The sequence below is a fragment of the Mucilaginibacter ginsenosidivorax genome (genome assembly GCF_007971525.1).
In the GTDB taxonomy this organism is placed as follows: domain Bacteria; phylum Bacteroidota; class Bacteroidia; order Sphingobacteriales; family Sphingobacteriaceae; genus Mucilaginibacter; species Mucilaginibacter ginsenosidivorax.
In genome coordinates, this window is record NZ_CP042437.1 from 6,616,363 (window position 1) to 6,632,958 (window position 16,596).

Annotated in this window: 10 protein-coding genes; 5 read left to right on the top strand and 5 right to left on the bottom strand. The window is 44.1% G+C overall.

The genetic code is table 11. The features are described 5' to 3' along the window. Positions 1-8: 8 nt before the first annotated feature. The 5 genes from FSB76_RS27445 to FSB76_RS27465 all read left to right on the top strand — a co-directional run bounded on the left by FSB76_RS27445 (position 9) and on the right by FSB76_RS27465 (position 8,459). Positions 9-3,518 (top strand): SusC/RagA family TonB-linked outer membrane protein, encoded by a 3,510-nt coding sequence (locus tag FSB76_RS27445; RefSeq protein ID WP_147059171.1) that lies wholly within the window; start codon positions 9-11, stop codon positions 3,516-3,518. 29 nt (positions 3,519-3,547) lie between these two features. Then, positions 3,548-5,134 (top strand): SusD/RagB family nutrient-binding outer membrane lipoprotein, encoded by a 1,587-nt coding sequence (locus FSB76_RS27450; protein WP_158643000.1) that lies wholly within the window; start codon positions 3,548-3,550, stop codon positions 5,132-5,134. 19 nt (positions 5,135-5,153) lie between these two features. Beyond that, entirely contained in the window at positions 5,154-6,167 is a 1,014-nt protein-coding gene (locus FSB76_RS27455; protein ID WP_147059175.1) for a glycosyl hydrolase family 18 protein, read from the top strand. Between the two features lie 25 nt (positions 6,168-6,192). Next, positions 6,193-7,533, top strand: a complete 1,341-nt coding sequence (locus FSB76_RS27460; protein ID WP_147059177.1) for a glycoside hydrolase family 18 protein — start codon at positions 6,193-6,195, stop codon at positions 7,531-7,533. Between the two features lie 146 nt (positions 7,534-7,679). Next, entirely contained in the window at positions 7,680-8,459 is a 780-nt protein-coding gene (locus tag FSB76_RS27465) for a glycoside hydrolase family 16 protein (protein WP_147059179.1), read from the top strand. Between the two features lie 101 nt (positions 8,460-8,560). On the opposite strand, the gene FSB76_RS27470 is transcribed toward FSB76_RS27465, so the two are convergent. From FSB76_RS27470 to FSB76_RS27490, 5 genes are all read right to left on the bottom strand, one after another. Further along, positions 8,561-10,618 carry a hypothetical protein gene (locus FSB76_RS27470; protein ID WP_147059181.1) on the bottom strand — a complete coding sequence of 686 codons (2,058 nt, stop codon included), beginning with the start codon at positions 10,616-10,618 and terminating at the stop codon, positions 8,561-8,563. A gap of 29 nt (positions 10,619-10,647) precedes the next feature. Further along, complete coding sequence (locus FSB76_RS27475) at positions 10,648-12,093, bottom strand: hypothetical protein (RefSeq protein WP_147059183.1); 1,446 nt, start codon at positions 12,091-12,093, stop codon at positions 10,648-10,650. A 151-nt stretch (positions 12,094-12,244) separates the two neighbouring features. Then, on the bottom strand, positions 12,245-13,843 hold the full coding sequence (locus FSB76_RS27480) for a solute:sodium symporter family transporter (protein WP_147059185.1): 1,599 nt from the start codon (positions 13,841-13,843) through the stop codon (positions 12,245-12,247). An 8-nt stretch (positions 13,844-13,851) separates the two neighbouring features. Continuing rightward, entirely contained in the window at positions 13,852-14,862 is a 1,011-nt protein-coding gene (locus FSB76_RS27485) for a winged helix-turn-helix domain-containing protein (RefSeq protein ID WP_147059187.1), read from the bottom strand. 76 nt (positions 14,863-14,938) lie between these two features. Then, the gene (locus tag FSB76_RS27490) at positions 14,939-16,588 is read right to left on the bottom strand and encodes a RagB/SusD family nutrient uptake outer membrane protein (RefSeq protein ID WP_158643001.1); all 1,650 of its coding nucleotides are present in this window, start codon (positions 16,586-16,588) and stop codon (positions 14,939-14,941) included. Positions 16,589-16,596: the final 8 nt, after the last annotated feature.

Genomic DNA, 16,596 nt, shown 5'->3' on the forward strand with positions numbered 1-16,596 from the left:
CAAACTATATGCAAAAACCACTACTCCGTTCACGATTGCTCTCCTGGATGCTGCAGAGGATGATACCTTCAATATTATTGATTGTATCGTTCTCCGGGTATGCGCAGTCATCCACACAGGCCTATTCTTTCAATTGGAAAAATACACCAATACCAACTGTATTTAACCAGATTGAGAAAGCTGCCAATGTGCATTTTTCATACAATCCTAAAGATCTTGATTTGCAAAAAAAGATCAGCCTTACAGTAAGCAAACAAAGTTTGCAACAGGTAATTGACCTTGTGACGAAGGAACTGCATGCCCAGTATAAAATTGTTGGCGAAACGGTAATGATCCAATCTGAAAAGCAGCCTGCAAAAGTAAGCTCGCAGGTTGTTGAAGACTTCAGCCTTACCGGTAAGGTAACCGACGATCAAAACCAGCCGTTGCCGGGCGTTACCGTTGTAAATACCACCAAAAATCGGTCGGCTGTAACTAATGAAACTGGCAGCTTTGTAATAACTGTAGCCAATGGTGATGTTATAACTTTTGCCATGATGGGTTATGAAATTAATTCAATCATCGCTACCGACAAAATTAAAACAGTAAAAATCACCCTTAAAACAAAAGCTACCGAGCTGAATACCGTAGTGGTAACAGCGCTTGGTATTAAAAGGGAAGAGCGCTCATTAGGCTATGCTACCGCCGAAGTGGATGGCAACGATCTTAAACACGCCCGCGAGCCCAATGTGATCAACTCGCTTGCTGGTAAGGTACCTGGACTGATCATCAACAGTACGGCCGGCGGCCCGGCAGGCTCGTCAAGGGTTATCATCAGGGGTAATACCAGCATAACGGGTAACAACCAACCGCTTTACGTGGTTGACGGCGTGCCGATAGATAACTCAAACTACGGCCAGGTAGGCGGTGGCAAATACTCAGGGGGTTTTGATTTTGGTGATGCCATATCGGCCATTAATCCCGATGATATCGACAAGATCTCGGTACTAAAAGGCCCTTCGGCTTCGGCGCTGTATGGCAGCCGCGCAGGTAACGGTGTAATATTGATTACTACAAAAAAAGGTAATTCAAAAAAAGAACTGGGTATTGAGGTTAACAGTACCTCATCGATAGAAAACCAGCTTACCCATTACAACGATTACCAGTATATTTATGGCCAGGGTACCGCCGAGCAAATGGTGGTTGATCCATCGCAGGCAAAAAATACCCTGTTTAACAACTTCGGCCCCCGGCTCGATCCTAATTTACAGGTGATTGGGTTTGATGGCAAATACCGCCCGTACGCGCTGGTGAAAAACAATATCGATAACTTTTTTCGTACCGGAGCAACAACCACCAACAACGTAGCTTTTTCTAATTCAAACGATATTTCATCCTTCCGATTGTCAATAACCGATATGCGCAGCCGGGATATTGTGCCAGGTAGTAATTTACGTCGTAATACTTTTAATTTCACCGGCAGTTCCAAATTCGGCAGCAAGGTTACGCTATCGGCAAAGGTGATGTATCTTAATGAGGATGTAGTTAACCGCCCTGCGCTGGCCGATGATCCGGGTAACATAGGCAACGCCTTTGTTGGGTTGGCCAATAACGTTGACCAGGCCTACTTTAAAAATGGCTATAAAGACAGCGAAGGCAATTATGTTGACTGGGGCGGCGGCCAATATCGTTTAGACCCCTACTGGGTGATTAACGAAATGCGGAACGAAACCCGTAAAAACAGGTTTATTGGTGCTTTACAGGGTAATTATATCATTACCAGCTGGCTAAACCTGCAGGGTCGCATCTCTACCGATTTTACATATCTTACCTACAATAAATTCAGCCCGCGTACCACACCCGGCGCATTGGCCGGCGAGCTGGATCAGTTTGCTCAAAAAATGGGCACAACCGAAGGCGATGCGTTGTTAACAGCTCAAAAACAGGTAAGCCCGTCGCTTAACCTGGCCTTAAGGCTGGGTGGCAGTTTTTCAAGGATAGATAATCCCGGTACAACCTCAACTTTTATCAATCTTAACGTACCCGATGTGGTAAGCCCCAACAGCTTTTCAGATAAATCGGTTGTTGAAAACCATTACCGCAAACGCAACAACGGGGCTTACGCTTTGTTAAGCATTGGTTATAAATCATACCTGTATGTTGATGCCAGCGTTCGTAAAGATGCATCGTCAACCTTGCCACAAGATAACAACAGCTACGTTTATCCTTCGGTTGCGGCAAGCTTTATCTTCAGCGATTTTTTTAAGATAAACCCTTCAATACTTTCTTTTGGTAAATTAAGAATATCGGGTGCCGAGGTTGGTAACGATACAGATCCGTACCTGTTAAACTTAAATTATAACCTGTATCCGCAAACCTTTAACGGCACCTCGGTAGGGGGCATAGCCAGCACTGTATTGCCCAACAAAAACCTGAAACCTACGCGTACCAAATCTTTTGAGATTGGTACACAGCTAAAGTTTTTTGGTGAGCGGTTAAATCTTGATGTTTCTTATTACACTTCCAAATCGCGCGATCAGATTAACCTGGTGCCGGCGCCGTTATCATCGGGGTTTGCACAGCAACTGGTTAACGCTGGTGTCATAGGCAATAAGGGTGTCGAGGTAGCATTGAATGGTTCGCCGGTAGCCAGCAAAGATTTTGGCTGGGAGATTAATGTCAACTTTGCCAAGAATACCAATACCGTATTATCCCTTGCCGATGGTATTCCATACCTGTCACTGTCTGATGCGCGCTGGCTGGGCGTATCAGTAGTAGCAAAACCGGGTTCGCCATATGGCTCTATTTTGGGCTTTGATTATCAGCGCGATCCGCAGGGTAACATAGTGCTCGATCCGCAAACGCTGGCGCCAAAACAAGCCGAAGAGCGGAGTGTGCTTGGCAAAGGCACCTGGAGCTGGACGGGCGGCTTAGCCAATACTTTTCGTTACAAAAACTTTGGCTTAAGCGCGGTTATCGATATTAAACATGGTGCCGATCTGTTTTCGATGACCAATATGTTTGCGATTATACGGGGCAGCCACGTTTCTACATTACCGGGCCGGGCCGAATGGATAAAATCTGAAGAGCAACGCCAAACCGCCGGTATGACCATTGAGCAATGGCGCGCAGCAGGTAAAGTACAGGGCTACATACCCCAAGGTGTTTTGCAAACCGGTACCGATGCTAAAGGAAATCCCATTTATACGAAGAATACTACAGCGGTTGATCCTTCAAACTACTGGTCGCAATTTTATAGCGATGGCAATGGTGTTGCTACGCCGTTTATTTACGATGCCAGCTACATAAAAATGCGCGAAATAACGCTAAGCTACAGGTTCCCTTCGTCCACAATTTCAAAACTGGGCATTAAAGACCTTACGGTTGCAGTAGTAAGCCGCAACCCGTTTATTATTCATAAAAATGTTCCGAACGTTGATCCCGATTCAAACTACAACAACGGTAACGGCCAGGGCCTGGAGTATGGTTCATTACCTTCAAGAAGAAGCTGGGGATTTAACGTAAACTTCAGGTTTTAACAGGTATGTATAATTTAAGAACGAACAACATGAAAAGAACTTTAAACAAATATACGTTGGCTGCACTCCTGATGCCGTTATTGCTATTCTCGTGCAAAAAATTTGGAGATGTAAATACCGACCCAACGAAATCTGCCAACCTTGATCCTATTAATCAACTCAATTATGTAGAGTTGAGATTTGGCGGCGATGTAACTATCAACGAGCGTACAAGTATCATTCTTACTATGCCCATGGCGCAGCAAATAGGCGGCGCTTATTATAACCGCTATGGCAGCGCCTATATTGAAGACAGGCAGTACATGTCTGAACTTTGGGAACTGGGCTATCCCAATGATGTTTTAAATATTGTTGATGCCGTACAACGCAGCACATCCAAACCTAACCTGAATGCTATTTGCCGCATTATGAAGGTTTACGTTTTTGCAAGGCTCACCGATTTGTATGGTGATATCCCTTACACACAGGCCGGCAAAGCTTACATAGATGGTACCGTACGGCCCAAATTTGACACCCAGAAAGATATTTATGCCGACTTCTTTAAGGAACTGAAAGCAGCTGTTGCCCAGCTCAGTTCGGGTAGTACTGACGACGTTGGCACCGAGCTGTTATATCATGGCGACTTAACCAAGTGGAAAAAATTCGCCAATTCGTTACGCTTGCGGTTAGCTATGCGGCTGGTGAAAATTGATAATGCAACAGCTAAAGCCGAGGCTACAGATGCTTTCAACGCCGGGCTAATGACCAGCAATGACGATATCTGTAAACTGGATTATATAAATATTACCAATGGCTATTCAGAGATAAGGGGTAACGGTGTATCAGTAGGCATTAACCAATACCAGGATGACGGCCGCCCAAGGGTTTGTACAACGTTGCTTGATGAAATGAAGGCCACCAATGATCCGCGCCTGAACTATATTGCACGCGCATACTGGGTTAACCCCGATAAACTAACCGACAGGCTTGATGTTACAGCACAGGTAAAAGCACAAGTTGGGCTGATAGGCGTTGGCCCTGGTAAATACAATTATGACGACTTTTTAGGGCCTATCAACATTGATTATCCCGGGCGCGGTACATTGTCTGTTCCAAACGGAGGGCAAAAGGTACAACTGGCCGATTTTATGGTGCGCAGCGATGCCCCTTATTTACACATGACATATGCCGAAGTTGAATTTTTGCTGGCCGAAGCCAATACGCGCTGGAGCCTGGCATTAGGTGGCACAGCCAAACAACATTTTGAGAACGGTTTGGAGGCCGCCTGTCTGCAACTGGGTTTATACCCAACCGGGCCAACATTGAGTGCCGCCGAGATCCTGAAATTTAAACAGGACAACCAGCTTGCGCCGGGTAAAGAGCTACAGCAAATAGATACCCAAATATGGGCCGCGCAATTGATGAACGGACCCGAAGCATATGCTACATGGCGGCGCACTGGCTACCCTGTTTTGGTGCCTGGTGTAACAGCCGAATCGGACGTAACAACTATACCGCGCAGGTTTGAATACCCTTTAACCGAGCGCGAGCAAAACTCGGCAAACATAGCTGCTGCAATTACCGCGCTTGGTGGCAAAGATACCTGGACAGCACATGTTTGGTGGGATAAACAATAAACCTGACAGAAGATAACCAATGAAGATATTAAAAAATAAAGCTCTGCTGACTGCTGTTGTTTTTGTGTTGCTGAATGCCATCGGTTGTAAAAAAAGCAATGTAAAGGCCGAAGTGAAATATGATACTACCACAACAGTAGCTGCAAATTTTAGGGTGGTAGGTTACCTTAGGTACGAAGATAACCTGCTTAACGAGGCAAATGCTATTGATATGGGCAAAATAACCCATCTCAATGTGGCTTTCATTAACCCGGATGCCGATGGGAATTTTACTGCAAATGCCGATTTGAAACAGGTAGCCATACTGGCCCATAATAATAAGGTTCAGGTACTGGCATCTATTGCCGGCGGCACTCCACCGGCATATTTCAGCAAGTTAATAACCCCGGCCATGCAATCTAAATTTATAGCCGGCCTTGTAAAGCTTGTTGATGATAATTTGCTGGATGGCATAGATGTGGATATTGAGCAGGAACTGATTGACAATAACTACGAATCATTTGTTACCGCCCTTGCTGCCGCGCTAAAAGCCAAAGGTAAACTTACAACCGCTGCCGTTGCTACGGTTTATGCCAGCAGGTACCCGGACAACGCTTTGGCTAAGCTCGATTTTATCAACGTAATGTCATACGATAAAACCGGACTGTGGAAACCATCAAATCCTGGCCAGCACTCGCCTTATAGTATGGCGGTTGACGACATGGCTTATTGGAGCGGTACGCGTGGCATCGCCAAAGAAAAACTCAGTTTAGGTGTTCCCTTTTATGGTTATGGCTTTGGTACAAATGCACCGGCTGATATGTCGTTCAGCCAGATTGCTGCCGCTTACCCCGATGCTGTGAACCTTGACCAGGTAACAGTTAGTGGCGGAGGCATAATTTATTACAACGGCATTACAACCATAAAGGCCAAAACGGAGCTGGCAATTGGAAAGGCCGGGGGCATCATGATATGGCAATTGCGGCAGGATGCCACGGGGGCAAACTCGTTGCTGGGCACTATTAATACGGTGATAAAATCACATACAAAATGATCATTACTATTTTAAAATATTAAACATGAAAAAGATTAAGTATACACCTATACCGGTATTAATGCTGGTAATGCTTATGGCATTTACCGGGTGTAAAAAAGATGAAGTAAAAAAACAGGAGGATGCCAACCCTTATTATCCAAGAATATTTGATAACCTGAAAGTGTTTGGATCAAACCAGATCATTAACGAGGGGACAAGTGCCAGTTTTTCGGGCGTGTTGTTTACGCCGGCAGGCAAGGTTAAAATAAGCTGGCAGGTGAACGGCAAAGAGATGTCGGCTGATCCTGCATTTAAGTTTACCCCAACCGCGGGTGGCGAATATACCATCAAACTGGTAGCTACTTACAACGGCGATTCAACATCGCGCCAAACCAAAGTGTTGGTAAATCCATCAACCTATACCTTTAAACCTTATACAAAAGTTGTATTGGCCAACCTTACAGAAGATGGTACCGCCGCCGATGTGGTTTGGAGTAATATCACCCACCTGGAGTACCAGGTAGGTAAAGTTGCCGCGGATGGTACGCTCGATGTATCCAAAGGGAACGTAAACCAGCATGTTAATGAAATTGTGGCCCGCGCCCACATTGCAGGCATACCGGTTATCATGGGCATCAGCGGTCACCTTTCAGGTATCGATGGATGGGCAATTTATGAAAGCAATGATTTTGGCACAGCCATCCGTAACCCAACATCTATGAAGTTGCTTATCGATTCGGTAAAAGCTTACGTTGCCCGCAAAAAACTGGATGGTGTAGATATTTACATGACAGATATCAACTCGGGGAATGCGCCTGACAACATTCATGCTATCGGGCCGTTTTTAACGGCATTAAAAGCAGCCTTACCGGCGGGCTCCTTAGTTACTGTTACTGCACCGGTAAACTATCAGCATTGGGAATACCCCGATCTTTCGAAGGCCGATTGGGTGAATATTCACGCTTTTGAAGATAATATTCATATCGGCCCGGATGCTCCTGTGGGGCAATCATCAAGCTATGATTTTATGGTATCGGGCGCTCAGATATGGACAACTTTTCATTTGCCTGCCAGCAAACTTGTGGTTGGCATACCGGCCTTTGGCTTGCGTTACAACTCGCTTAATGCAGCGGGTAACAACGAAAGCTGGGGCTCATATGATTACATGACCTACAAAGCTATCATAGCCGCCGATCCTGCAAACGCCGGTAAAGAAAAGGCTGATATTGCCAAAGGTGTATACTTTAACGGTGTTCCCCTGGTAACTCAAAAGGCTAATTACATCAACGCAAACGGCTTTAAAGGAGCATACCTATGGGCTGCCGATTATGACGTAACGGGCGCCAGCTCCCTGTTGACTGTTCTTCACCAGGCCTTAAAGTAGTATCGGTTTATAATACGGAGGGCAATACAATGCTAAAGAGTAGGAACATAAAAGATTATTAAAAACAGGTTAAGAAGGTAATTATATAACAACATGCAATACAAACAATCTATATAATTCTTTTAACAATTTAATTTACAAACACCATGAAAAAAATGTTTTTGGTACTCCTTGCTGCTGTGATGGTTACAGCTTGTAAAAAAGAAAGCTCAAACGTACAGTCGTCAAGTAAGGCTGCTGTTGTTACAAAACAAAAAGCTGTAAACAGCACATTGTCCTTTGCCGGTTATACCTGGGTTGTGAGCGCTCCGAGTGGGCAGGTAAGCCCCGGGCCCAATTACTGGAACGGATCAAATGCCTGGGTTGATGCCAATGGCTGGCTGCATTTAAAAATTGCGAAAAATGCATCAAATAATCATTGGGAATGCGCGGAGGTTTATACCACAGCAAGCCTTGGTTATGGAACTTACCAGTGGCAGGTTGAAGGAACATTAGGCTCATTTGACAAAAATATTGTTTTCGGGATGTACAACTATTCTGGTAATGATGGTCACGACGAAATGGATATCGAAATAGCCCGTTGGGGAAATGCTGCCTGGGACAATTTAAACTATACAATTTGGCCCGCAACCGGTGTTACCGGAAGCCCCGGATCGACCACTCATTCATTTACCACACCTAATGGCACTTATACAACCCATAGGTTCAAGAGAACCAGCAGCAGTGTAAAACTGCAAAGCTTATATGGTTTCCAGGATGGGGATGCGAATCAATTTCAGACGGATACTTTTAATACGCCTGGCACATCTATCAGTACACTTAGTATGCCGGTACATATCAATTTATGGCTTTTTAACGGATATGCCCCATCTGATAACCAGCCTGTTGAAGTAATTATTCACAGCTTTAAGTTTACCGCGCTTTAATTGTTCATTTTTGATAAAGCCAAGCTTTCAGTCGCTTGGCTTTATCTTTTACTTTTCTAAATAGGCGGTTAATGAAGTCTTATTATCTCCACATCAACAAACTATATTTGGATATGCACAGTTTCTCCGTTTCTAATAACATAAGTATGTCTGCTCTTACCCTTAAGTATAGCTATTTCTATTTTTCCATTTTTTTGTTTAGCAACCTCTAAATCAAACCCGGCCCCAAAGGCATGGATATTATTTAAAGCCATCGTTTTCCAGTTTTTGGGCAACCTGGGGGTACAGTTGAATTTATTTAATCCGGTCGGCCTGATTCCAAATAGCCCTTCAATAAAAATCCGGCAGTATAAGCCGCTTTCGGCCGATAAGTGCCTTTGATTCCCTTCGGGATAGGCTTCAACAGGGTAGGGAACGTGCTCGCCCAAAAGTCTTCTGCGTGAATAATAGTGTAAAAACGTAAGTGCTTTCTCCGTTTCACCAGCCTGCAGCACTCCCCGTAAGGCGTATAAGGTAGATCGATCCCAGAAAGTATCTTTTCCCTGTTCGGTAGCTAAACCATCGGCTGTCCATAGTTGCGGGGAAAACAGCGCGTCGATAGTGCCTTTACTCCGGTCAAAAATTCCCATAGCCAAGGGCATACAGATCCAGGCGCGTAAAGTATTGTTAGTTTCATAGTACCTGTATGTTTTGTAGTTATCAACCGTTGCCCCGAAATACTGCTCGATATTGGTTTTTAACCGGGCGGCTTCCTGGTTATAATTGGCAGTTATTTTGCCGGATAGATGAAGTTGTTTACTGAGGAAAGCAGCGGAGATCAACGCATCATAATATAAACAGTTGGTAGATAAATTTGCTTTGCCTGCCGGAAACCGCCCTTCCAGTTCATCCGCATCAGATGTTACTACCCCTTGCTGGTTAATGTGCCTGCGACTGTATTCAAGGCACCAGGTTATTAAGGGCCATAATTTTTTAGCCGAATCAATGTTCCCATAGGTCAACGCGTATCTTGATGCGCCATAGGCAATCATGGCCTGGTCGCCGCGGTCGCCTGCACCATTCCAGGTGGTATCTCCTTCGGCAACTATAGAGCTTGGTATCGGTTTATACTGCGGATTCATATAACGGGCAAATAGCCGGTAACAATTCATGGCCGATAGGTTTCCTATCCTATCGCCCGAAAAAGCAAAATAAGGGCTAACGTATTCTGCCTGGTCATTGGCCCAGATAGCCGCGTAGTAGGATAGGCCGCCCGGTCCGTGCATATAGCCGTTTTTGGTTTTAAAGATACTTTCGGTAGCGCGTATTTTGGCAAAGGCAAATTCGGTATTTAGTATGCTATCGGGCGTTTGCAGTTGCAGGGTACTCATGATTTCTGCTATCCGTTTTTCTCTGGCTTTTTCTTCCAGGTCGGGATTTACCGAAGCTAAAGTATCAGGATGATCGGTGGCAAGAAAGCAAATCGAAAAGGTGAAAGATTGACCGGGCCGCAATACGTGGTTACCGTCATTAACCGATTTAATGATGACCGTATGAGGTGATGATTTGCTGGTAAGCGGGTCTGTTGTTACCTCCCGTTTTAACTTTTCCATCGAAACGGTTACCGGTTTAGCGCTAACGTTTGTCAGCTTAAATCTTTCTATGGCTAATGGTTTATCTACCGAGGGGAACAGGCTCCTCTCTATATCTACCAGCCTGGTGTTCCCGGCTTGGGCGGATATGCGCATAATACCGTGCTGGCTAATGCTCTTCACCTTCAGGGGGATCTCATCGGCCGCTACTCCCTGGGGGGCATTAATTGTCAGCAGTTTATTATTGATAAAGATGCGGGGCAGGTCATTATCCTGAAAGGTGTGTGTTATATGGCTTCGGGTATCATCGGGTAACATTCTGAACGTAGGGAAAACTACTGTACGGGTAACGTTAGCTAAACCAGGCGTATCTACACGGTAGCCAACCCACAGCGAAACTTTTTCGCCCGACATTTCGATATGGTCTGCATGCGGAAGCCTGTTATCTATTTTCCAGGATATACTGCCATTTTTTTGGATGGCCCACCTGTCATTTTGTACCGGTAAATTTTGTTGCTGTGCATAGATTGTTAAATGAGCGGACAGGATTACTAAAGTTGAAAAAAACAATTTTTTTAAAAAATTCATAAAGACGAACGATGGAAATTGCGATAAGATTAATATACTTTGATGTTTACTTTTTTACCGGGTGTTACGGTTGTTTCTACAAAAGATATCATCCTGTTTTGGTCATCAGCCCCTTTTTTTAAGGCAACGGTATTTCCATTGATATTAGCCCGCTTAAATGTACCATAGAACATCGCTTTCCATTTAAAAGATTGTTTACCGGTATTAGTAATAATTGATTGCTGCCTGCCCACATGGGTTAAATTAACGGTAGTGCGTAAAAGAGATAAGTGATTAACAAATGCACTATCTGCACTGTTGGTTTTGTAAATGGTGCCCAGCGTTTTGGTCCGTGCATCGGGAGCAACACCCATTAAGCCCTGCACAACTCCTTCAATTACACCGTAAGATACTTCAGGATATTCCCGCCTTGCTGTTGATGGGTTTGACAGGAATAGGATGTATTCCCTTGCCTTTTCCCATTCGCCAAATTTATAAAGCAGGTAAGGGTAGTAGGACATGTTTTCAACGTTCCACCTCGAAGCAGCTACACGTTTAACGGTTTTATTTGCTCTTACAGTATCTTTCAAGGCATCAAACCAAAGCAGAAAGGTTTCTCCTTCCTGCATACCAAATTGGTTGCTGTTACTGTAATAGGTGTAGTACTGATTATCTTTTTCGTTCCACCAGTCGGCCTCCAGGTGTTTCCTGTATTGTTGTGCTTTTTGTGCATAAAGCGCAGCTTCTTTAAGCTTTCCTTTTGTTGCCAAAATTTCCGAATAGGTGAGCATTCCCCGGTACAGGGCGGCAACCAGGTCGGCACCTGTTTTTAAGTTCGGCACGCCTTCCGAGTAAGAAGGTAATCCACGGCACCTGTGGAAAGCATCGTTTTCGTTATAAGGCGCCGGCGCATTGGGATGAGCGGGCCTTTTGAGCATAGAATCGGGATAAAGCACCCAGGCATCTATATATTCCTTTACCGTTTTTTGCTGGAAATTGACAAAGGCCGGGGCATCAATATAATGGCTGTCACCCGTCCAGAGGTACATCCGCCAGCTTGCATTTAAAATATCGAAATTGGCGGGCAGGTTATACCAAAATTCTTTATCGTTCCGGTAATCATCAGGTGCCGGCTTTGCCCATTTGTTAATTTCCCAATAGGAGCACCAGTCTTTTGACTGGGATATGTTAGCCGCAAACAGGTTAAACATATTGGTATTTTGGCGGCTCAATCCTAATATCTCGGCGCCGATGCATTGGTGGGATACATCGCGCATGCAAAATGCCGATCTGGGCGGCAGGGCCGATTCATACCATGGGCCTACAGGGTCGGTATCAGCACCTTTATAATGCAGCGCTGTTTCCTTAGCCCAGTTGAATGACTGCACAAGCTCTTTATCAGATGAGTTAAAAGTGACCTCCTTTTCCTGGGCGATAATTTTATAGCCCGTAAAAAGGAATAAGATTAAAGCTGCTTTGTATTTAAGCAAAACCATGTTGTAAGTTATAATTATAAGGTTAAATGAATTGGTAAACTAAATTTGAACTTGTATGATCGCTGTTTCATCGAATAAAACTCCGCCTGTTTGGAAAAATACTATTCTGTTCTATTCTATAAAATTATTAAATATTTTTATAGTGCCAAAATTATTTTGCAAGAATAAGCGGTGAGAAAAGGACAAATAATGCAATCATGAGTACAAGTAATATCACGGTATAATAGTGGCGGTTTTTCCAGGGCTTTATATCTACCGCGTTATTAAGCTTCAGTGTATACGGAACGGGCATGGGGTATAATTTGCCAATAACCAGCATAATGCCACAAGTAACCACAAATAAAATAGCCAGGATATGGAGAAAATGGATATGTGTATCAAAAACTAACTGCGAAAGGGCATAACATACAATAAAAAAGATCAAACCTACTTTAGCCGCAATTGCCGGAACTTTTGTTGTGACAAAGCCCATAAACATAATGGTAAATATGGGCACGTTAAAAAAGCCGTTAACTATTTGCACATAAGTATAAAAGCCATTTTTTACAAATAGGATGAGCGGGGCAATAAACATGGCAGCCAGGCAAACCACAATTTCAAATTGTTTGGCTGTTCTTAACAGTTTTTTTTCGGGTACCTGTTTTGAATGTTTGTGTAGCCAGGGCTTATAAATATTTAGCATAAACAACGTGCTGGAACTGTTAAGGCCCGCATTAAAAGTGGTAAGGGCGGCAACAAATATCACCGCGGCAATAAAACCAGCTATAAAAGGAGGGGAAACCAGGCTGTCCAGCCGCGGGAACACTTCGGCGGTATTATTCATTTTTGAAAAAACGTGTACCGCTATAATACCGGGTATGTTTAAAAGCAGGGGCGAGATCAGTTTTCCTAAAGAGGCTACGGCCAAACCTTTTTGCGAAGTTTTAAGGTCTTTTGAGGAAAGCACCTGCTGGATGATATATTGCTCGGTACCCCAGTAATAAAGATTGACCAGTAACATGCCGGTAAATAAGGTGCCAAAAGGGATGGCATCTGACGATGAGCCGATGCTATTCAAATGCTCCTTATGCACGGTAAGCAACTGGTGTAAACCTACCCGGATATCGCCATGCCCTATATATTTTAACCCAAAGAATGGCAGCAGGATTCCGCCGGTAAAAAAGCCAACCCCAAGCAGGATATCTAATGTGGTAATGGCCCTTAACCCACCCAGCATAGAAAAAAGGCAGCCGATTGTTCCCATTATCCAAACCAGGATGAGGATAACCGTGGAGTATTCTATTTTCCAAACATAAGAAAAATGAAACAAGCCATTAAAGGCCACGGCCCCTGCGTAAAGCACCGATGGTAGCAGGTTGAATATGTAGCTGACCAAAAATATAACCGAAACCAATTTACCAACACCGCGACCATACCTTGTGGTCAAAAAATCGGGTGTGGTTGCTATACCCATTTTAATGTACAGCGGCATAATAAATTCTGATACCAGCAGCATGGCCAATACCGAACTTACGCCCCAGGCCATAACAGTCATGTTATTGGTATAGGTTAGCTCGTTTTCGCCAATGATAGAGGCTGTATTGATATTGGTGAACAACAGGCCACCGCCAACAAGTAAAAATCCCAGGCTCCTGTTGGCAAAGAATAGCCCATTTAATGTACTGACCTTGGTTTTGCCAGATTTGTACCAGAAGGCAAAAGCTACTATCCCGGTAAAAAAGAGGAAGCCGATGATCATGCTGGCGTTCATAACCAGGCCTAAAGCGTATGCCGCTCAAACAGGTTCATAGGAACGGTAAGCTGTATTTTTTCTTTTGATAAAACAGCATGGCCGGCCATTTTTCCCATGTTCGAGAAATCAGCAGAAAAGGTGGTTATACCGATGATCTCTTTAGCGGGCTCATCGTTATGTGATAACACGCCGAGGTCCTTACCTGGCTTAAGTTTTTGGGTTTTACAATCGCGCATAATTTGCCATAAGGCAAAGTTGTCCAGTGTAAAATATACCTTTCCCTTTTCAACGGAACCGGGAAGGTATTCTTCTTCTATCCGGCCTTTGATGTTAAATTCTTTCAAAAACTTTTTAAAGGAATCTACAATCTCCTTCGGATCTAATGAATTTGCCGAATGATAAAATATAAATTCATCAAACTGTTTTATTTGGGGGGCCAGCTTTGAAAAAACAGCGTAGGATGCATCTCCAAACTCCTGGGTAATGTGGTTAAACTCGCCGTCCAATTGTTCAAAGCGGTCAAACATCAGGAATTTATTACGTGGGATGGTCTCCAATAATTCTTTTGTTTTAGGATGCGGAATAGGAGCAACTACGTACATGCCATATTTGCCTTTTATTTGCAGCAGGATAGTTTCAAATATTTCGATATTACCGTGGTGGAAATAAGGGGTTAGCTGTACATTCGCGCCCAGCTCGTGCCTGAAATTCCGGTAAAACTGCTCTTCAAATGTATCCAGGTTATACATCAGCAACGCCACGTTTAAAGTTTGCCCGGTATTGCCGTTACCTACAAAATAACCCAAACGGTTCTTCGCTTCTACAATTCCGCGGCTAATTAAATCTTTATAGCCTTTCACAATGGTTTCCCTTGAAAAACCAAGCTCTTTAATTAGCCGGTTTACAGATGGCAGCATTTCGTCCTGGCCAATTATTTTTTCATCTATAGAATTAATAATCCCCTGTACAAAGCGGTCGTGCTTTGAGTAAGATGGGATTTCGGCCAGCTTCCTTATTTCTTCGAAAATTCTATCCATTGAGTACGCGTAGTTTTAGGCAAAGTAAGCAAAAAAAGGCAGCTGCTTTGCTGCCTTTTTTTAAGCGTAGTATGTTTTAGTTGTAATTGGGGTTTTGTTTTAGGTTAGGGTTAATCTGTATCTCCTTGCGGGGAATAGGATAGTAATAAAAACTGGGTACCCAGGTTCTTTTTTGCATGGTGACTACCTTATAAGTAAAGGAAGTATTGGCCGGCGAGGTTGGTGTAATGGTAATACCCAATCCATCTTTTGAGCCAATTTCGGCTATTCCCCAACGGCGCAGGTCAAAATAACGGTGGCCTTCAAAACACAGCTCTATTCGCCTTTCGTGGCGAATGGCGTCTGTTAAAGCGGCCCCGGTTGCGGTTATTGCCGGCATTCCGGCCCTGTCCCTTATCTTATTCAGGTAAAGTAGTGCCTGCCCGCTGTTGCCAAGCGCTGCCTGCGCCTCTGCATAATTTAAATAAATTTCGGCCAAACGGAAAGATACCCATTGACAGGCGCTATACGGCTGAATATTAAAATTATAGCTTTCATCAACCATTTTTCGCATGGTATACCCTGTTTTCGAAGCATTCCACGGAGACAAAGAACTTTCTTTTGAATCGAGGCCGCCTTCATAAAATTGCGCGCCACGACCCTGAAAAGGAGCACCGTTATACAGGATGTCTGCATAAAACCGGGGATCCCTGTTCTGGTACGGATTTGTTCCGCTATTAGCCCAGCTAAACGGCGTTCCGTCGGCCATGTCAAAGTCCTCAACCATTTGCTCCAGCACGTTATAAGCACTATAACCGTTATAGCCATTCGGGCTAAGGTCGCGGTAAAGCGTGTTGTACCGGTCTTCCTGTACGGTAGCGCTAAACACCCGCGAGAAGATCACCTCGCTGTTGAAAAAATCGGTAAAAATGGTGTTATAAGTTGATGAATTGCCATGCAACGAATATTGACCAAGATCGATAACTGCCTTTGCCGCGTCGGAAGCGGCCTGCCAGCGGCTTGCATCATTCCCGGTGTTGTAGGTAGGGCTTGCAGCATACAGCAACAGGCGCGATTTGAGCGCGAGCGCAGCACCCAGGGTTGCTTTGCCATAATCGGCGCTGCTATAGGTTTTGGGCAGTATGGCGGCGGCAGCGGCTATATCGGCCAGAATAAAATCCCTTGTCTGGTCCCAGGTAGCCCTTGATTCGTTAAAGGTATTATCATTAACCGTGTAAACTTTGGTGATCAATGGTACCCCGCCGAAACGCTTTAACAACTCAAAGTAGCATAATGCCCTTAAAAAATGGACTTCGCCTTTCATATTGTTAAGTTGCGCTCCATGGCCTACTGTATCTGCCTGTACCACATTTTGAAAAAACTGGTTGGTTTTTTGTATAGTACTATAAAGGGTTGTCCAGTAATTAAGCGTCGAACTGTAATTTAATGGGAAGGAGCTACCCTGGTTATCAGGGGTAGCCTGGCCCAGGATGTAGGTGTTTTCATTGCACCAGTTAAAATTACTGTACAATTCATCCGTTTGCGAACCCCATCCAAATCCGCCATCCTTAAATGCAAATACAGATTCTTTATATATCTGGTTAACAAATACCTGGATAAGGGCAGGGTCTGTCCAAACCGTGTTGGTTGAAAAGGAACTGGTTGGCTGTAAGTCGAGCACTTTTTTACAGGAGATGCCCGTAAAAAACAATAGTGTTAAACTAAAGATTGTATATATTTTTTTCATCACACAAA